The 18434-nt window shown below is 58.6% G+C and carries 15 protein-coding genes; 2 read left to right on the top strand and 13 right to left on the bottom strand.

Features of this window, described 5'->3' with window-relative positions:
* The first annotated feature begins 197 nt into the window (after window positions 1-197).
* A protein-coding gene (locus AC3I0A_RS09385; protein WP_489372800.1) for an IS3 family transposase occupies window positions 198-1378 on the top strand; the annotation gives its coding sequence in 2 pieces (ribosomal slippage) (window positions 198-462 and window positions 462-1378; 1182 coding nt in all).
* A gap of 488 nt (window positions 1379-1866) precedes the next feature.
* Here AC3I0A_RS09385 and AC3I0A_RS09380 read toward each other — a convergent pair.
* From AC3I0A_RS09380 to ppsA, 9 genes are all read right to left on the bottom strand, one after another.
* Window positions 1867-2901 (bottom strand): OmpA family protein, encoded by a 1035-nt coding sequence (locus AC3I0A_RS09380; RefSeq protein ID WP_489377421.1) that lies wholly within the window; start codon window positions 2899-2901, stop codon window positions 1867-1869.
* Window positions 2902-3008: 107 nt separating this feature from the next.
* The gene (gene sigX, locus AC3I0A_RS09375; RefSeq protein WP_489377420.1) at window positions 3009-3599 is read right to left on the bottom strand and encodes an RNA polymerase sigma factor SigX; all 591 of its coding nucleotides are present in this window, start codon (window positions 3597-3599) and stop codon (window positions 3009-3011) included.
* An 88-nt stretch (window positions 3600-3687) separates the two neighbouring features.
* Window positions 3688-4512, bottom strand: coding sequence for a mechanosensitive ion channel family protein (locus AC3I0A_RS09370; RefSeq protein WP_489377419.1), 825 nt, complete (start codon window positions 4510-4512; stop codon window positions 3688-3690).
* A 2-nt stretch (window positions 4513-4514) separates the two neighbouring features.
* Window positions 4515-4763, bottom strand: a complete 249-nt coding sequence (locus AC3I0A_RS09365) for a CrfX protein (RefSeq protein WP_489377418.1) — start codon at window positions 4761-4763, stop codon at window positions 4515-4517.
* 63 nt (window positions 4764-4826) lie between these two features.
* Window positions 4827-5822, bottom strand: a complete 996-nt coding sequence (locus AC3I0A_RS09360; protein ID WP_489377417.1) for a zinc transporter ZntB — start codon at window positions 5820-5822, stop codon at window positions 4827-4829.
* Between the two features lie 38 nt (window positions 5823-5860).
* Window positions 5861-6352: a ribonuclease E activity regulator RraA gene (gene rraA, locus AC3I0A_RS09355; protein WP_489377416.1), complete on the bottom strand. Its 492-nt coding sequence runs from the start codon at window positions 6350-6352 to the stop codon at window positions 5861-5863.
* A 95-nt stretch (window positions 6353-6447) separates the two neighbouring features.
* Window positions 6448-6747, bottom strand: coding sequence for a Rieske (2Fe-2S) protein (locus tag AC3I0A_RS09350; RefSeq protein ID WP_489377415.1), 300 nt, complete (start codon window positions 6745-6747; stop codon window positions 6448-6450).
* A 100-nt stretch (window positions 6748-6847) separates the two neighbouring features.
* A complete protein-coding gene (locus AC3I0A_RS09345) occupies window positions 6848-7837 on the bottom strand; it encodes an alpha/beta fold hydrolase (protein ID WP_489377414.1) in 990 nt (329 codons plus the stop codon).
* 93 nt (window positions 7838-7930) lie between these two features.
* A complete protein-coding gene (ppsA, locus tag AC3I0A_RS09340; protein WP_489377413.1) occupies window positions 7931-10306 on the bottom strand; it encodes a phosphoenolpyruvate synthase in 2376 nt (791 codons plus the stop codon).
* A gap of 176 nt (window positions 10307-10482) precedes the next feature.
* On the opposite strand from ppsA, the gene ppsR reads away from it, so the two are divergent.
* Complete coding sequence (gene ppsR / locus AC3I0A_RS09335) at window positions 10483-11301, top strand: posphoenolpyruvate synthetase regulatory kinase/phosphorylase PpsR (protein ID WP_489377412.1); 819 nt, start codon at window positions 10483-10485, stop codon at window positions 11299-11301.
* Between the two features lie 211 nt (window positions 11302-11512).
* Here ppsR and prpD read toward each other — a convergent pair whose 3' ends face one another.
* The 4 genes from prpD to prpC all read right to left on the bottom strand — a co-directional run bounded on the left by prpD (window position 11513) and on the right by prpC (window position 18416).
* The gene (prpD, locus tag AC3I0A_RS09330; RefSeq protein WP_489377411.1) at window positions 11513-12997 is read right to left on the bottom strand and encodes a 2-methylcitrate dehydratase; all 1485 of its coding nucleotides are present in this window, start codon (window positions 12995-12997) and stop codon (window positions 11513-11515) included.
* Window positions 12998-13224: 227 nt separating this feature from the next.
* Complete coding sequence (prpF, locus tag AC3I0A_RS09325) at window positions 13225-14427, bottom strand: 2-methylaconitate cis-trans isomerase PrpF (protein WP_489377410.1); 1203 nt, start codon at window positions 14425-14427, stop codon at window positions 13225-13227.
* A gap of 60 nt (window positions 14428-14487) precedes the next feature.
* Window positions 14488-17082 (bottom strand): Fe/S-dependent 2-methylisocitrate dehydratase AcnD, encoded by a 2595-nt coding sequence (gene acnD / locus AC3I0A_RS09320; RefSeq protein WP_489377409.1) that lies wholly within the window; start codon window positions 17080-17082, stop codon window positions 14488-14490.
* A 206-nt stretch (window positions 17083-17288) separates the two neighbouring features.
* Window positions 17289-18416 (bottom strand): bifunctional 2-methylcitrate synthase/citrate synthase, encoded by a 1128-nt coding sequence (gene prpC / locus AC3I0A_RS09315; RefSeq protein ID WP_489377408.1) that lies wholly within the window; start codon window positions 18414-18416, stop codon window positions 17289-17291.
* Window positions 18417-18434 lie beyond the last annotated feature (18 nt).

The following is an 18434-nucleotide window of genomic DNA, read 5'->3' as shown; positions in this document are numbered from 1 at the left end:
GTGCATCCTCAAGAGATAGGCCGGCTGTAAGGCCGCCATCGCGAGCAGGCTCGCTCCAACATTTGATTTGGTTACATTCGTGAGTGACAGGCCGGCCGGTAGGCCGCCTCGCTTTGGCTTTTGATCTGGCTTTTGCAGTGGTCTAATTTCCCCAGACACCCCGATAGGTGGAAAATACATCTATCGAGGAGTTTTTCATGACCGACAAACGCAGAGTTTTTGACGAGAGCTTCAAGCTACAAGTCGTTAGGATGATCAAGGACCAAGGCCTGACCGTTCCACAGGTCTGCCTGGATTTGAATCTAGGTGAGACGGCTGTTCGACGTTGGGTGCGTCAGTACGATGCTGAGCTACTGGGAGAGACCGGTATCGGCAAACCACTGACGACTGAGCAACAACGTATCCGGCAATTGGAGCAGGAAAACCGCCAGCTTAAGATGGACAATGACATCTTAAAAAAGGCTACCGCCTTCTTTGCCCGCGAACTGAAATGACCTATCGGCTGGTCAGGCAGTTGCAACAGAAGGCTTACTCGGTTGCGCATGTCTGTCGGTTACTCAACGTCAGTCGATCCGGTTTCTATGAGGCCAACAAACGCGCTGCTGAGCCGGCATCTGTGTGCCCGATCACGGTTCAGCTCAAAGCCTCGTTTGTCGAAAGTGGTGGTTGCTACGGCAGCCGCCCGTTGCGGGATGCTTTGCGTGGCAAGGGCATGGTGGTCGGCCTTTATAAAATCCGCCGTTTGATGAGTGCCAACGGTCTGCGTTCGGCCTGGAAGCGCAAGTTCGTCCATACGACTGACAGCAATCATGACCTGCCCATTGCCGAAAATGTGTTGAATCGTCAGTTTGACCCCGCTGCGCCGAACAAGGCTTGGGTGGCTGACATTACCTACATCCGGACCCGCAGCGGCTGGTTATACCTGGCGGTGGTGCTGGACTTGTACTCCCGTAAAATTGTCGGCTGGTCCATGGCCCCGAACATGCCGGCGGAGCTGGTGTGTAGCGCGATGCAGTTGGCCATTGCTCAGCGTCAACCACCACCGGGACTGATCGCTCACTCAGACCGTGGCAGCCAATACGCCAGCGCGAGCTACAGAGCGCTGCTGGCGCGAAATGACATGCAGCAAAGCATGAGCCGTAAAGGTAACTGTTGGGATAACTCGGTGATGGAGCGCTTCTTCCTGAGCTTGAAAATGGAGCGGGTCTGGCGACGTGATTACGCCAACCATGGCGAAGCGATCCGCGACATCACGGAGTACATCGTTGGGTTTTACAACAACAAACGGCTGCACTCGAAACTGGGATATCTACCACCGACCGTTTACGAACGGACAATGGCGTCGAAACCACCTATCGAGGTGTCTGGAATTAGTTGACCACCGCATTTTGATCTACCCGCCCCTTCGGCAGGCCGAGTGGAGGTGTTCATCAGGGGACTGGCGCGCAGCGCCCCTCGGCGAAGCCGAGGACATCGCATGGAGGTCGTCGCGAAGCAGACCGGAGGGCGATGCCCCCTGATGGACACCGGAGCGAGGGAACACCGAGCCTTGGCGAGGTGCCGTACGCTCGGGGCAAGACCTTTTGGGTCCTTTTGGGGCGTTCGTTTGCCAAAAGGGCCTCGCCGTAAGGGCGAAACCCTAAGTGGCCGTTACCGCAGGAATGGATATGTACACCCGCAGGAGATTGGTCGGCTGTCAGGCCGCCATCGCAGGCAAGCCAGCTCCCACATTTGATTTGGGTACATCCGCCAGAGAGAGGTCGGCTGTCAGGCCGTCATCGCGAGCAGGCTCGCTCCCACAAGATCACCAAATCGCAGGCAAAGAAAAGCCCGGCCTGAGCCGGGCTTTTCAGAGCTGCGCGCTAATTACTTGCCGCTAGCTTCTACCGACGCTTCTACGCGACGGTTTACAGCGCGACCTGCGTCAGTTGCGTTGTCAGCAACCGGACGGGATTCGCCGTAGCCAACAGACTGAACGCGGGACGATTCAACACCGTACTGGTTGGTCAGAACTTGCTTAACGGCGTTTGCACGACGCTCGGACAGTTTCTGGTTGTAAGCGTCAGGACCGACGGAGTCAGTGTGACCTTCAACAGTAGTGTTGGTGCTTGGGTACTGCTTCATGAAGTCAGCGAGGTTCTTGATGTCGCCGTAGCTGTTAGGCTTGACTACCGACTTGTCGAAGTCGAACTTCACGTCCAGCTCAACACGAACAACTTCAGCAACTGCCGGGCAGCCATCAGCGTCAACAGTTACGTTGGCTGGGGTGTCTGGGCACTTGTCAACGTTGTCGCACACGCCGTCGTTGTCGCTGTCAGCGCACACTTCAGCCGGAGCTGGGACTGGTGCAGCAGCAGGCTTGGAGCCGCCACCGAAGTTCACACCGATACCGACGCTAGGAGCCCACTCGGTGTTGCCCTGGTCGATGTTGTACTGAGCTTCAACGCCGGCACGGGCGTAGAAGTTGTCGGTGAAGTACAGCTTGGCGCCGCCACCAACGTTGGCGAAGGTGGAACGGTCACGACCGTTCGAACCGTTCTGGTCGATACTCTGGTCGGAGAAACCGGCCGAGACATAAGGACGCAGCATGTCGCCTGGGTTGTTGAAGTGGTACAGAGCGTCCAGAGCGGTGTTGGCGCCCTTGATGTTCTGGCCGGAATCGGAACGCACGTTGTGCACTTCGTCGTAGCCCAGACGCAGTTCAACGTCGTCGGTCAGGAAGTAACCAACCGAACCACCGAACAGATTGCCGTCGTTTTTGAAGTTGCGAGTGCTGTCAAAGTACTCTTTCTTTGCGAAGCCTTCGATTTCAACTGCGCCTTGGCCTTGTGCCAGTGCGCCGAACGAAGTGGCTGCAATAAGAGAACCAATGGCCAAGCCCAAGGTGTTTTTCAGTTTCATCCGTTAAATCCCCATCTGGTGATTGTGAAGCAGTCCCGCATACCGGGGGACAACTCGGCGGCAAGTCTATCAGAACTTGCCTACACGTAAGAGATATTTGCGCCGAACTAAGTTTCAGCAACGCCTGCAAATTTCTCACGCAATTTATCAAGAGCGCGTTTGTAACGCATTTTTGTCGCACTCAAACCCATATGCATTATGTCTGCGATTTCCTGAAATTCCAGCTCTGCGACAAATCGTAGCACCAGAATTTCGCGGTCAATCGGATTCACATGCACTAACCAGCGATCAAGTCCAGACTTTTCCTCAGGTTTCGGCATCTTTTCGTCAGATGCTTCCTCGAGGGGGTCGAGACTCAAAGCGTCCATCAAGCGACGCTTTCGCCGTTCCTTCCGATACTGTGTGATGCATTCGTTGTAGGTGATGCTGTACAGCCACGTCTTGAACTTCGATTTGCCCTCGAAGTTCTTCAAGCCGTACAACACCTTCAACATCACCTCCTGACAGACATCATCCGCATCACGATCGTTCCCTAAATACCGTGCACAGACGTTAAATAATGTCCTCTGGTAGCGCCGCATCAACTCTTCATAAGCGCGGGTTACGTGAAACAGCTCCGCATGCGAACGCGTAACCAACTCCTCATCGGAGAGCTCGCGGGGGTCGTAGCGCATGGATAGCGATTGGGTTTTATTCAAAACAAGTCGGGCCGACAGTCAGGTCAATGTCCGCCGCAGCCCGGGTCAGGGCATTTTGCGGCGGCATACAGTAGCAGGGTTTGCCGGGTTAGCGGCTACTAACATGCTGTTCCAGCATCATCCGATTGGAGAGAGAGACTAGCTCACCCTCATCGGTCAGCAGTGTAGTTTTAACCGTGCCGATCTCTTCGATCTGACCTTCGACCTCTCCAACACGCACTTGTTGCCCAACCTGATACAACTCACGCACATAAATTCCCGCAAGAATCTGCCCGGCGATTTCCCGGCTTCCCAACCCCATGGCCAAGGCAACTGCCAGACCAACGGTTATCAACACAATCACGATCACATGGTTGAGCAGGTCGGTCTTGACCTCCAACTGGCTGATCGCAACCGAAATACTGATGATGATCACCAGGCCTTGAGCGATACGCCCAAGACCTGCAGCGTAATCCAGCCCTACGCCTTCTGCCGCCCCGCGCACCAGCCCATTGGCCAACTGCGCCAGCAACACCCCTACCAACAGCACCAGCGCGGCACCGAATACTTTCGGCAAATACAGCGCCAGCATGTCGAGCGTAGCTGAAACTCGCTCAAGGCCAAGGGATTCAGCAGCAGAAACCAGAAAAATCAGCAACACGAACCAATAGACGATCTTGCCGATCAAGGTCGAGATCGGTACTTGCAGGCCCGCACGGGACAGCAATTTGGTCAAACCGGTACCGCCCATCAGGCGATCGAGACCCAGTTTGGCGAGCAATTTGGAGAGCAAGGTGTCGAGCAGCTTGGCCACGACAAAACCCAACAGCAGCACAACCAGTGCGCCGAACAGGTTGGGAATGAAATTCGCTACCTTGGTCCACAACGCAGTCATCGCAGTGATGAGGCTCTGGGTCCAGAGATCAATTTCCATATTCAGTCAGCCTTATCAGCAGCAGTGCGAGCAGAAGGTTTAAGACGGGAAACCGGCGAGACATGGGCCGACCCGTTATTGAGAGCGATCATCAGCGCCGGCAACCAACGCCCCAGCAAGCTGAACAGATCACCCGCACCCACCTGACGGTTGGCGGTTTTCAGTACACGGCCCAGGCAAGCATCGTCGTCACGGTTGGACGGCGTCGCTTTAAGCATGTCACGCAAAGACTGTTCGAACGGATCGTGCATACGCACCTCTCGAGATGTCTGTGAAAGACGCGATCAAATTTCTTCGGGTCACATGCCAAAACATCAGACCCAGCGCAAACGTCGGAATAACCACCACTGGCCCAGGGCCACCGAGATCATCATCAGGCAAGCAACGAGGAAGCCATACGGGCTCTCGGAGAAGGGTATTCCGCCGACATTTATTCCCAGCAAACCGGTCAGAAAACTCATCGGCAGAAAGATGCAGGTGATGATTCCGAACCGATACATCGTGCGATTCATGCGCACGCTCAAACGCCGATCCTCGGCCTCCAGCACAAGACCCACGCGCTCTCTGGTCAATTCCAGCTCTTCCAGGTAGCGCGTCAGGCTGTTGTTCAATTCGTTCCAGTAGTCGCCATCGTCCTCGGCGAACCAGGGTAATTTGATCCGGGTCAGCTGACCGAAAATATCCCGTTGCGGAGCGAGGAAACGTTTCAGCGCGGCCGCTCTTCGACGGATCTGCAAAATGGAGTCATGCTCCGGGGTATACCGTTCGTCGGTATCGAGCTTTTCTTCTTCCCCGTCGACGATTTCCGAGAGGTCGCTGACCAGATCCTGGACCTTATTGGTGAGATACTGCGCCATATAAAGGATCAGTTCCGAGGCGGTTTTCGGCCCTTTGCCCAAGTCGAGCTGTACCAGCAGCTCATCGGTGGCCCGCAAGGGGCGCAAGCGCAATGAAATGACCCGTTGAGCGGAGGCGAAGATCCGTACCGAGACCATATCTTCCGGTTCGGCACCCGGATTGAGGTTAATCCCGCGCAAAAATAGCAGCAGTTCGTGGTCCGGTAACGGCAGCAGTCGCGGTCGGGTATTTTCTTCCAGCAGCAGATCGCAGTTGAACTCACTCAGACCGCTGTATTTACGCAACCAGGTCTGGGTTTGCGGATGACTGCGATCCCAATGCAGCCAGAGGCTTTCATGGGGCTGCAGTTGCAGGTCATCCAGATCAGTCCGGGCAATCGAACGCGCACCGCCTTTACCATCCAGCACCAGGGCATGCACCAGCCCCCACTGCGCGTTTTCTTCCTCGAACATCCTTACCCCTTTCCTGGAAACCGACAGTGCTCGACGCTTTATTCAGGCATCTTCAGCGGGCTTGGCGAAATGATCACGCCATTATTGTCCGCATAAATGTATTCGCCCGGACGGAACGTCACTCCGGCAAACGTCACAGGGACGTTGAGATCACCAGCACCGCGCCGGTCAGTCTTCTTTGGATGACTGGCGAGGGCCTGCACCCCCAGATCGGTTTGCGCGATGACGTCGACATCACGGATGCAGCCATAGATCACCAGCCCTTCCCAACCGTTGCTTGCGGCCTTCTCGGCAATCATGTCGCCCAACAGCGCACAGCGCAGCGAACCTCCGCCATCGACCACCAGCACCTTGCCATTCCCTTTGAGTTCGGCCTGCTCCTTGACCCGCGAGTTGTCTTCAAAGCACTTGATAGTCACGATTTCGCCGCCGAAGGAATCATGACCGCCAAAATTGCTGAATATCGGTTCGAGCACCTGGACCAGTTCCGGGTAGGCGTCGCACAGATCGGGAGTAAGGTAATGGTTCATCGAGAAACTCCTGTAAGGGAAAGCACACGATAGAAAGAGTCAGAAATCGCAGGGGTCACGCTAATAAGACGAGCTCCGGCGGCGGATGTTCAAGGTTAGACCTCGACACCAATGCAGTCACCCTCATAGACCAGGTTCATCATACTCAAACCCGGGCAGGACGGCTGCAACGCGCGCCCGCTGGGCAGTTGAAACTCCATGCCATGGCGCTTGCAGCGCAACACATTGCCGCTCAACGTGCCCGCCGACAACGACGCACCTTGATGGGGGCAGCTGTCTTCGAACAGCAATGGCTGATTGTCCAGCACCAGCAAATGCAAGCTGCGCCCGCCGACCTGGAACGTCCGTCGGTAACCTTCATCCAGATTGATCAGGCGTTCAAGCTGCACGAACATTAGTGCTGACTCAATAGCTGAAAGTGACCAAAACAACCCAATGCGTCATATCTTAGCCGTTAGTCGACCAGAGCGAAATGCCCTTGTTAGAGCGCCCGGCTCAGACCGCAGCGGCCAGATTCGACTCTCGGGTCAGCAACGCTGCCTGCTGATCTTTCAACCAGCGTTCCACCAATGGCCAGACTTCTGTTTGTGCACTTTTGCTGACCAGCATCTCGACATGGCCAAAATTGTCGCTAAAACCCTGTTCCCGCCCCAGGCAAATGAACTGCTTGTGTTCGCCGCCAAACTGCTCGAAGAGTTTGCGGCAAGCCCAGGTCGGGTCCTGGTGATCGCCGGCAGCACTCACTGCCAGCACCGGTACCTGAACCTCGGCCAGCCCCGCCCACCAGTCTTTCTCTGAATCACCAAAACGGCCGAACAGTCCGTACCAACGCATGCCTTCCAGGGCCAGGCCAATCGGCTCATCCTCGGGGCCGCGCTTGAGCCGGGAACCCGATATCTGGGCAAACCGCTTCAATATGAATCGCCCGCTCCATTCCACCGGCGGGATTTTCAATGGCCAGTAAGTACGGCTGACCTGGGTGCCGAAAAATGCGGCGGACGCCACGGCGGGTTCGCCCAGATACTGGCCGCCCAATGCCGCCGCCAGGGTGATACCGCCCAGCGAATGCCCCAACCAATGGGGAGTCTGGCCACTTTGCTCACGCACGAACGCGGCAATCGCCGGCAGATCGTAGCGGGCATAGTCGGCGACGCGGTTCTTGCGGTAGTTCTGATTGCGCTGGGACAGGCCGTGCCCGCGCATCTCGGGAACCCACACATCAAAACCGGCGCGCGCCAGATAAGCGCCCAGACCCAGACCTTTGGGTGAAAACCAGAAGCGCCGATTGGAAAAACTGCCATGAAGCAGCACCACCGGAACACCACGAACCTCAGGCTCATCCGCCATGCCCAGCCGGGTGACCGCCAGCTCAACGGTGCCGTCGGGGCTATTGCCGGGTTTGAGCCGGTAGACGTCTTCGCTCAGATCACCGCGACGTTCAGCGCTGATCAGGGCGACAGGAAACAGGTTGCTGCTGCTTTGCATAATGCTCTTGCACAAAAAAGGGCGGCATCCATGGAACCCGCCCTGCTTCTAGTCTAAAAGGGCCGATCATTGATCGGCCCTTCACTTGACGACTCAGACCGCAGCCTGACCTTCTGCCAGGAAGAACCAGGTTTCCAGCACGGAATCGGGGTTCAACGAGACACTTTCGATACCCTGTTCCATCAGCCACTTGGCCAGATCCGGGTGATCGGAAGGGCCCTGACCGCAAATACCGATGTATTTGCCGGCCTTGTTGCACGCGGCAATGGCATTGGCCAACAGCTTCTTGACCGCCGGATTACGCTCGTCGAACAGGTGAGCGATGATCCCGGAGTCACGGTCCAGGCCCAGTGTCAGCTGAGTCAGGTCGTTGGAGCCGATGGAGAAGCCGTCGAAGAACTCGAGGAATTCTTCGGCCAGGATGGCGTTGGACGGCAATTCGCACATCATGATAACGCGCAGGCCGTTTTCGCCACGCGCCAGACCGTTCTCTGCCAACAGATCGACGACCTGGCTGGCTTCGCCCAGGGTACGGACGAACGGCACCATGATTTCGACGTTGGTCAGGCCCATCTCGTTGCGCACACGCTTCAGAGCACGACATTCGAGCTCGAAGCAGTCACGGAACGATTCGCTGATGTAACGCGAAGCGCCACGGAAACCCAGCATCGGGTTTTCTTCTTCCGGCTCGTAGAGTTTGCCGCCGATCAGGTTGGCGTACTCGTTGGACTTGAAGTCCGACAGACGCACGATGACCTTTTTCGGCCAGAACGCAGCAGCCAGGGTACTGATACCCTCAACCAGCTTCTCGACATAGAAACCGACCGGATCGTCGTAGCCGGCGATGCGCTTGTCGACACTTTCCTTGATCTCTTGCGGCAACCCGGCGTAGTTCAGCAGCGCTTTAGGGTGCACGCCGATCATGCGGTTGATGATGAACTCCAGACGTGCCAGGCCCACACCGGCGTTCGGCAGCTGCGCGAAATCGAAGGCGCGGTCCGGGTTGCCGACGTTCATCATGATCTTGAACGGCAGATCGGGCATGGCGTCGACGGAGTTTTTCTTGATATCGAAGCCCAGTTCGCCTTCGAAGATGTAACCGGTGTCGCCTTCAGCGCAAGACACGGTAACGCCCTGCCCGTCTTTCAACAGTTGGGTGGCGTTGCCGCAACCCACGACGGCCGGGATACCCAGTTCGCGAGCGATGATCGCCGCGTGGCAGGTACGCCCGCCTCGGTTGGTGACGATGGCGCTGGCGCGCTTCATGACCGGTTCCCAGTCCGGGTCGGTCATGTCGGACACCAGAACGTCGCCCGGCTGGACCTTGTCCATCTCGGAAACGTCTTTGATGATCCGCACCTTACCGGCGCCGATGCGCTGACCGATGGCGCGGCCTTCTACCAGCACAGTGCCGGTTTCCTTGAGCAGGTAGCGCTCCATGACGTTGGCGCTGGTGCGGCTTTTCACGGTTTCAGGACGGGCCTGAACGATGTACAGCTTGCCGTCGTCGCCGTCTTTGGCCCATTCGATGTCCATCGGGCACTTGTAGTGCTGCTCGATGATCATCGCTTGCTTGGCCAGCTCGCTGACTTCGGCGTCGCTGAGGCAGAAACGTGCACGATCGGCCTTGTCGACATCGATGGTCTTGACCGACTTGCCGGCCGTGGCCACTTCGCCGTAGATCATCTTGATGGCTTTGCTGCCCAGGTTGCGGCGCAAAATGGCCGGGCGACCGGCTGCCAGGGTGTGCTTGTGAACGTAGAATTCGTCCGGATTCACCGCGCCTTGTACGACGGTTTCACCCAGGCCGTAGGCGCCGGTGATGAACACCACGTCACGGAAACCCGATTCGGTGTCGAGGGTGAACATCACGCCGGCAGTGCCGGTTTCCGAACGCACCATGCGCTGCACGCCGGCAGACAAGGCAACCAGTTTGTGGTCAAAACCCTGGTGTACGCGGTAGGAAATCGCACGGTCGTTGAACAGCGAAGCGAAGACTTCCTTGGCTGCGCGAATGACGTTCTCGACGCCACGGATGTTGAGGAAGGTTTCCTGCTGACCGGCGAAGGAAGCGTCCGGCAAGTCTTCAGCAGTGGCCGAAGAACGCACGGCTACGGCCATGTCAGGATTGCCGGCCGACAGCGTGGCGAACGCGGTGCGGATCTCGGCGTTGAGTTTTTCGGGGAATTCGGCGTCCATGATCCATTGACGGATTTGCGCGCCGGTTCTGGCCAGGGCATTCACGTCATCGACGTCCAGTGCATCGAGGGCGGCGTGGATCTGGTTGTTCAGACCACTTAGTTCAAGGAAATCACGGTAAGCCTGAGCCGTTGTCGCAAAGCCACCAGGAACCGATACACCGGCACCTGCAAGGTTACTGATCATCTCGCCCAGGGATGCGTTCTTGCCCCCCACATGCTCTACATCGTGGACGCCGAGCTTATCGAGGGAAACTACGTACTCTACCAAGGTGATCTCTCCACTAACTGTGTTGGAAAAGCTCAGGACGCCGGCTGCTCGAAGGGAGCGTTTGCCAGCGATATGGCCTGGACCTGGAAAATAAGTGAGAATGCGGGCCATTCCAGGCCGGCAAATCGCGCCTATCATATCCAAGAATCGTCACTAGCTTAAGGCCCAAGGCGCAAATGAAACGATCCGCTTTCTTTATCTCCGACGGTACGGGCATTACAGCCGAGGCCCTCGGTCAAAGCCTGTTGGCGCAATTCGAAAATATTACCTTCAGCAAAGTCACGCGGCCGTACATCGACAGCGTGGATAAAGCGCGGGCCATGGTACAACAAATCAACAATGCCGCCGAAAAGGACGGATTTCGGCCGATCATCTTCGACACCATCGTCAATCAGGACATTCGTGAGATCCTCGCAACCTCAAATGGTTTCATGATCGACATTTTCTCGACCTTTCTCGCGCCCCTGGAGCTGGAATTGACCGAGCATTCGTCGTATTCGGTCGGCAAATCCCACTCCATCGATCATAACTCCAACTATATGGAGCGTATCGAGGCGGTGAACTTCGCCCTCGACAACGACGACGGCGCCCGCACGCACTATTACGACAAGGCCGACCTGATCCTGGTGGGCGTCTCGCGCTGCGGTAAAACCCCGACTTGCCTGTACATGGCCATGCAATTCGGCATCCGCGCGGCCAACTACCCGCTGACCGAAGACGATATGGAGCGCCTGCAACTGCCCACCGCCCTGCGCGCCCACCAGCACAAGCTGTTCGGCCTGACCATCGACCCGGATCGCCTCACCGCCATCCGCAACGAGCGCAAACCCAACAGCCGCTACTCGAGCTATTCCCAGTGCGAATTCGAGGTGCGGGAAGTGGAGAATCTGTTCCGCCGCGAAAACATCGCGCACATCAATTCCACGCATTTCTCGGTGGAAGAGATTTCGGCGAAGATTCTGGTGGAGAAAGGCGTGGAGCGGCGGTTCAAGTAATTTTGTATCACCTGTCAGACCGCCATCGCGAGCAAGCTCGCTCCCACACTGGACCGTGTCGTTACGAGATCCGTGGCAAACACAGATCAAATGTGGGAGCGAGCTTGCTCGCGATGAAGTCGACTCGGTGTCACTTCAAGCACTTAAGCAACTCATTCCCCACCTCCAGCGCCGATCGTGCCGCCGTTCGATAGCCCTTTGGCCTTTATGTTTAGATCACGAACAAATCAACGAACCGGTTGACCGGCGTGGCCTCAAGCTTCACCTGATCCTTGCACAGGGCAAAGATTTCAGCCGAACGTTGAGCGGTGAACCGGGTTGCCAGGTTGGCCTTGAACTTGTCTTCCAGTAACGGAATGCCGTCGGCGCGGCGACGGCGGTGGCCGATCGGGTACTCAACCACCACCTGCTCGGTGCTCGATCCGTCCTTGAAGAACACCTGCAGGGCGTTGGCGATGGAACGCTTGTCGGCTTCCAGGTATTCGCGGGTGTAGCGCGGGTCTTCGACGATGACCATTTTGTTCCGCAGCACGTCGATGATCGGGTGAGCCGCGTGGAAGTCGTCTTCGTACTGCTCGGCCACCAGGTTACCGAAGACCAGCGGTACGGCGGTCATGTACTGGATGCAATGGTCGCGGTCCGCGGCGTTGGCCAGTTGGCCGACCTTGGCGATGATGCGAATTGCCGATTCGTGGGTGGTGATGACGATTTTGTCGATCTCGTGGAGACGATTCCTGACCAGCGGATGCAGGGTCACGGCCGCTTCACAGGCGGTTTGCGCGTGGAACTCGGCCGGAAAGCTGATTTTGAACAGCACGTTTTCCATCACGTAGGTGCCGAATTTCTGTGAGAGGCTGAATGTGCGCTGGTCTGCAGTTTTCAGCGCCAGATCCTTGTTGGTGTGGCTGAACAGCACGTCGTAGAAACCCCACTGCTTTGCTGTCAGCACGCCCGGGATGCCCATTTCGCCGCGCATGGCGATGTCCGCCAGACGCACGCCACGGCTGGACGCATCGCCTGCCGCCCAGGATTTACGCGAACCGGCGTTCGGCGCGTGACGGTAGGTGCGCAGTGCCTGACCATCGGCGAACGCGTGGGACAGCGCGGACAGCAGTTGCTCGCGGTTGGCGCCCATCATCTTTGCGGTGACCGCGGTCGAAGCGACTTTCACCAGAATCACATGGTCCAGGCCGACGCGGTTGAAGGAGTTTTCCAGCGCGATCACGCCCTGGATCTCGTGGGCCATGATCATCGCTTCCAGCACAACGCGAACGGTCAACGGCGCATCGCCATTGGCCACACGTTTCTGCGACAGGTGATCGGCTACCGCGAGAATGCCGCCGAGGTTGTCGGACGGATGACCCCATTCAGCGGCCAGCCAGGTGTCGTTGTAGTCGAGCCAACGCACGATGCAGCCAATGTCCCAGGCAGCCTTGACCGGGTCAAGGCGGTAGCTGGTGCCTGGCACGCGAGCGCCGAACGGCACCACGGTGCCTTCGACGATGGGCCCCAGGTGCTTGGTGCACTCAGGGAAACGCAGCGCCAGCAGGCCGCAGCCGAGGGTGTCCATCAGGCAGTTGCGGGCGGTGTCGAGCGCCTGCGCAGACTCGATCTTGAAGTTCAGGACGTAGTCGGCAATGTCCTGCAGGACAGTGTCGTAGTCGGGGCGGTTGTTCAGGTCGACGTTGGCGCTCATGTTCGATTCACTCGGTCAGTGGTTCGTTGATGGGACCTCGGTTCAGGGGCAATCTCAGTCGGTTACTACTTTCTTATTTTGGAAATGGAGATCAAATGTGGGAGCAGCCGGTCGACGCTCGATTGCTCGCGATGATGGCGTGTCAGTCGACATCAACATTGCCTATTACACCGCTATCGCGAGCAAGCTCGCTCCCACAGGGTTTTGTGTTTATCTCAGGATTCGGATCAAAAAGCATCACCCGGCACACGCACCCAGCCTTCCATCAACACCCGCGCGCTGCGGCTCATGATGGCTTTGTTCACTTTCCATTCGCCATCCACCAGGCTGGCTTCGGCGCCTACGCGCAGGGTGCCCGAGGGGTGGCCGAAGCGCACCGAACTGCGGGCACTGCCGCCAGCGGCGAGGTTCACCAGCGTGCCCGGAATCGCCGCGGCAGTGCCGATGGCCACAGCGGCCGTGCCCATCATGGCGTGGTGCAGCTTGCCCATGGACAGTGCACGCACCAGCAGATCCACATCACCCGCAGAAATCGGCTTGCCGCTGGACGCGAGGTAATCGGCAGGCTTGGCGACGAAGGCGACCTTGGGCGTGTGCTGGCGCTTGGCGGCTTCATCGAGGTGCTGGATCAGGCCCATGCGCAATGCGCCGTGGGCGCGAATGGTCTCGAACATCGCCAGCGCCCTGGGGTCGCCGTTGATGTCGCCCTGCAACTCGGTACCGGTGTAGCCGATGGCATCTGCATCGACAAAGATGGTCGGGATCCCGGCATTGATCATGGTCACCTTGAGCGTTCCCCCTTTCACAACATCGCCTGGCACCTCCAGATCATCAACCAGATTGCCAGTAGGGAACATCGAACCGCCCGCGCCCTCCTCCTCGGCAGCCGGGTCCATGAATTCGAGCTGGACTTCGGCAGCAGGAAAGGTCACGCCGTCGAGCTCGAAGTCACCGGTTTCCTGCACCGCGCCGTCGGTGATGGGCACGTGGGCGATGATGGTCTTGCCGATGTTGGCCTGCCAGACGCGCACGGTGGCTACGCCGTTTTGAGGGATACGACTGGCGTCTACCAGACCACTGCTGATGGCGAATGCCCCGACCGCCGCAGAGAGGTTGCCGCAGTTGCCGCTCCAGTCGACGAAGGGCTTGTCGATGGAGACCTGACCGAACAGGTAATCGACGTCGTGGTCCGCCCTGGTGCTTTTGGACAGGATGACCGTCTTGCTGGTGCTCGAGGTCGCCGCGCCCATGCCGTCGATCTGCTTGTCGTAAGGGTCGGGACTGCCGATCACCCGCAGCAACAGTGCATCGCGGGCCGCGCCCGGAACCCGAGCGGCCTCGGGGAGGTCTTGCAGGCTGAAGAACACGCCTTTGCTGGTGCCGCCGCGCATATAGGTGGCGGGAATCTTGATCTGGGGTACGTGGGCCATGGAATGTTTTTTCCTTATAAGCGGCGGCGGGACGTTGGCATCCCGCCGCCGCATGTCGCGTTAGACAGCAACAGCCGTTTCGAGGAAGTCCTGGGCGAAACGCTGCAGTACACCGCCGGCCTCATAGATCGAGACTTCTTCGGCGGTATCCAGACGGCAGGTGACCGGCACTTCGACCCGCTCGCCGTTCTTGCGGTTGATCACCAGGGTCAGCGTGCTACGCGGGATACGTTCGCCGATCACGTCGTAGGTTTCGCTGCCGTCTAGCCCTAAGGTCTTGCGGTCGGTGCCCGGTTTGAATTCCAGCGGCAACACGCCCATGCCCACCAGGTTGGTGCGGTGAATGCGCTCGAAGCCTTCGGCAGCGATGGCCTCAACGCCCGCCAGACGTACACCCTTGGCCGCCCAGTCCCGGGACGAGCCCTGACCGTAGTCAGCGCCGGCGATGATGATCAGCGGCTGCTTGCGCTCCATGTAGGTTTCGATGGCTTCCCACATGCGCATGACCTGGCCTTCCGGCTCGACGCGAGCCAGCGAACCCTGCTTGACCTTGCCGTTTTCCTGGACCATTTCGTTGAACAGTTTCGGGTTGGCGAAGGTCGCGCGTTGCGCGGTCAAATGGTCGCCACGGTGCGTGGCGTAAGAGTTGAAGTCCTCTTCCGGCAAGCCCATTTTCGCCAGGTATTCGCCGGCGGCGCTGTCGAGCATGATCGCGTTCGATGGCGACAGGTGATCGGTGGTGATGTTATCCGGCAGCACCGCCAGCGGGCGCATGCCCTTGAGCGGACGCTCACCGGCCAGTGCGCCTTCCCAGTACGGCGGACGACGGATGTAGGTACTCATCTCACGCCAGTCGTACAGCGGCTCGACCTTGGGACCGGTGTCTTCGTGGATGGCGAACATCGGAATGTAGACCTGGCGGAACTGCTCCGGCTTGACCGAGGCCTTGACCACCGCGTCGATCTCTTCGTCGCTCGGCCAGATGTCTTTCAGGCGGATTTCCTTGCCGTCGGCGTCCAGGCCCAGCACATCTTTTTCGATGTCGAAACGGATGGTGCCGGCGATGGCGTAAGCCACTACCAACGGCGGCGAAGCGAGGAACGCGTTCTTGGCGTACGGGTGGATCCGGCCGTCGAAGTTGCGGTTACCGGACAACACGGCGGTGGCGTACAGATCGCGGTCGATGATTTCTTGCTGGATCGCCGGATCCAGCGCTCCGGACATACCGTTGCAAGTGGTGCAGGCGAAAGCGACGATGCCGAAACCGAGTTGCTCCAGCTCACTGGTCAGGCCGGCCTCGTCCAGGTACAACGCAACGGTTTTCGAACCCGGTGCCAGGGACGATTTGACCCACGGTTTGCGGGTCAGCCCCAGCTTGTTGGCATTGCGCGCCAACAGACCGGCGGCGATGACGTTGCGCGGGTTGCTGGTGTTGGTGCAACTGGTGATGGCGGCAATGATCACCGCGCCGTCCGGCATCTGCCCGGGCACTTCATTCCACTGGCCGGAGATGCCTTGGGCGGCGAGATCCGACGTCGCGACGCGGGCGTGCGGGTTGCTCGGGCCGGCCATGTTGCGCACCACCGAGGACAGGTTGAAGGTCAACCCACGCTCGTATTGCGCGCCCTTCAGGCTGTCGGCCCACAGGCCCGTAGTCTTGGCATAAAGCTCCACAAGCTGCACCTGCTCGTCTTCACGACCGGTGAGTTTCAAGTAGTCGATGGTCTGCTGGTCGATGTAGAACATCGCCGCCGTGGCGCCGTATTCCGGGGCCATGTTGGAGATGGTTGCGCGGTCGCCGAGGGTCAGCTTTGATGCCCCTTCGCCAAAGAACTCCAGCCACGCGCCGACCACTTTCTGTTTACGCAGGAACTCGGTCAACGCCAGCACCATGTCGGTGGCCGTGATGCCCGGTTGCAGCTTGCCGGTCAGTTCAACACCGACGCTTTCCGGCAGACGCATCCAGGAAGCTCGGCCGAGCATCACGCTCTCGGCTTCCAGACCGCCGACGCCGATGGCGATCACGCCCAGCGCATCGACGTGCGGGGTGTGGCTGTCGGTGCCGACGCAGGTATCAGGGAACGCCACACCATCGCGCACCTGAATTACTGGCGACATTTTCTCCAGGTTAATCTGGTGCATGATCCCGTTGCCCGGCGGGATCACGTCGACGTTCTTGAAAGCTTTTTTGGTCCAGTTGATGAAGTGGAAACGGTCTTCGTTGCGACGGTCTTCGATGGCGCGGTTCTTCTCGAACGCCTCGGGATCAAAGCCGCCGCGCTCAACGGCCAGGGAGTGGTCGACGATCAATTGCGTCGGCACCACCGGGTTCACCTGGGCCGGGTCGCCACCTTGCAGGGCGATGGCGTCGCGCAGGCCGGCGAGGTCCACCAGGGCGGTCTGGCCAAGAATGTCATGGCACACCACACGCGCCGGGAACCATGGGAAGTCGAGGTCGCGTTTGCGTTCGATGAATTGCTTCAGGGAATCGGTGAGCGTGGCCGGGTCGCAACGGCGCACCAGGTTTTCCGCCAACACGCGGGAGGTGTACGGCAGGGTGTCGTAGGCGCCAGGCTGGATGGCATCGACTGCCGCGCGGACGTCGAAGTAATCCAGATGGCTGCCGGGCAGCGGTTTACGGAATTCAGTGTTCATCGTCAGGACTCGGTCACGGTAGTTTCAAAGGGTGGGGCCTGGCACTGGAACTGAAGTGAACTCGGTTTACTGTGGGAGCGAGCTTGCTCGCGAAAGCGGTGTGTCAGTCGACATCAATGTTGGATGTCAGTCCGTCTTCGCGGGCAAGCCCGCTCCCACAGTGGTCCCCGGTTCATCCAGCAACCAGCGCGTTAAGCACCCACCATTCAGCGTTGTTCGATTGACACGAACTTGCGCTGTTCGACGCCAACGTACTCGGCGCTCGGGCGGATGATGCGGTTGTTGGCGCGCTGTTCGAACACATGAGCGGCCCAGCCGGTCAGGCGCGAGCAGACGAAAATCGGCGTGAACAACTTGGTCGGAATGCCCATGAAGTGGTACGTCGAGGCATGGTAGAAGTCGGCGTTGGGGAACAACTTTTTCTGCTCCCACATGGTCTTGTCGATGGCTTCGGAGACCGGGAACAACACCGTGTCGCCCACTTCATCGGCGAGCTTCTTCGACCAGCCCTTGATCACTTCATTACGCGGATCGTTGTCTTTGTAGATCGCGTGGCCGAAGCCCATGATTTTTTCTTTGCGCTCGAGCATGCCGAGGGTGCCTTTGATGGCCTCTTCAGGAGACTTGAAGCGCTCGATCATTTCCATCGCTGCTTCGTTGGCGCCGCCGTGCAGCGGGCCGCGCAGGGTTCCGATAGCAGCCGTCACGCAGGAGAACATGTCCGACAAGGTCGATGCACAGACTCGGGCGGCGAAGGTCGAGGCATTGAACTCATGTTCCGCGTAGAGGATCAGCGAAACGTTCATGACCTTGACGTGCAACTCGCTCGGCTTCTTGTCGTGCAGCAGGTGCAGAAAATGCCCACCGATGGATTCTTCATCGGTCACGCAGTTGATGCGTTTGCCATCGTGGCTGAAGCGATACCAGTAACACATGATCGCCGGAAACGCGGCCAGCATCCGGTCGGTGACGTCGTGTTGCGCAGAGAAATCTTTCTCCGGCTCGATATTGCCCAGGAACGAGGCGCCAGTGCGCATCACGTCCATCGGGTGAGCGTCGGCAGGAATGTGCTCGAGTACTTCCTTCAAGGCTTGCGGCAAGTCGCGCAGCTTGCTCAGTTTCTCGATATAGGCTGCCAGCTGCAACTGGGTCGGCAGTTCGCCGTACAGCAGCAGGTACGCCACTTCTTCGAAATGTGCCTCGGCGGCCAGTTCGCGAACGTCATAGCCGCGATAGGTCAGGCCTGCGCCCTCCAGTCCCACGGTGGACAGTGCGGTTTGCCCGGCGACCTGGCCCCGTAGGCCGGCGCCACTCAATACTTTTGCTTCGGCCATTGCTCTCTCCAATCTTGA

The sequence above is a fragment of the Pseudomonas sp. KH_024_B2 genome (assembly GCF_057839965.1).
Note: the sequence above shows the minus strand (reverse complement) of the source record. Positions and strands in the feature narration are given on the sequence as shown.

What these genes read in the sequence shown, in the direction of transcription:
- AC3I0A_RS09380 (WP_489377421.1), bottom strand. Translation starts at nt 2,901, where the DNA reads ATGAAACTGAAAAACACCTTGGGCTTGGCCATTGGTTCTCTTATTGCA.
- AC3I0A_RS09370 (WP_489377419.1), bottom strand. Translation starts at nt 4,512, where the DNA reads ATGGAAATTGATCTCTGGACCCAGAGCCTCATCACTGCGATGACTGCG.
- AC3I0A_RS09365 (WP_489377418.1), bottom strand. Translation starts at nt 4,763, where the DNA reads ATGCACGATCCGTTCGAACAGTCTTTGCGTGACATGCTTAAAGCGACG.
- AC3I0A_RS09360 (WP_489377417.1), bottom strand. Translation starts at nt 5,822, where the DNA reads ATGTTCGAGGAAGAAAACGCGCAGTGGGGGCTGGTGCATGCCCTGGTG.
- rraA (WP_489377416.1), bottom strand. Translation starts at nt 6,352, where the DNA reads ATGAACCATTACCTTACTCCCGATCTGTGCGACGCCTACCCGGAACTG.
- AC3I0A_RS09350 (WP_489377415.1), bottom strand. Translation starts at nt 6,747, where the DNA reads ATGTTCGTGCAGCTTGAACGCCTGATCAATCTGGATGAAGGTTACCGA.
- AC3I0A_RS09345 (WP_489377414.1), bottom strand. Translation starts at nt 7,837, where the DNA reads ATGCAAAGCAGCAGCAACCTGTTTCCTGTCGCCCTGATCAGCGCTGAA.
- ppsR (WP_489377412.1), top strand. Translation starts at nt 10,483, where the DNA reads ATGAAACGATCCGCTTTCTTTATCTCCGACGGTACGGGCATTACAGCC.
- prpD (WP_489377411.1), bottom strand. Translation starts at nt 12,997, where the DNA reads ATGAGCGCCAACGTCGACCTGAACAACCGCCCCGACTACGACACTGTC.
- prpF (WP_489377410.1), bottom strand. Translation starts at nt 14,427, where the DNA reads ATGGCCCACGTACCCCAGATCAAGATTCCCGCCACCTATATGCGCGGC.
- acnD (WP_489377409.1), bottom strand. Translation starts at nt 17,082, where the DNA reads ATGAACACTGAATTCCGTAAACCGCTGCCCGGCAGCCATCTGGATTAC.
- prpC (WP_489377408.1), bottom strand. Translation starts at nt 18,416, where the DNA reads ATGGCCGAAGCAAAAGTATTGAGTGGCGCCGGCCTACGGGGCCAGGTC.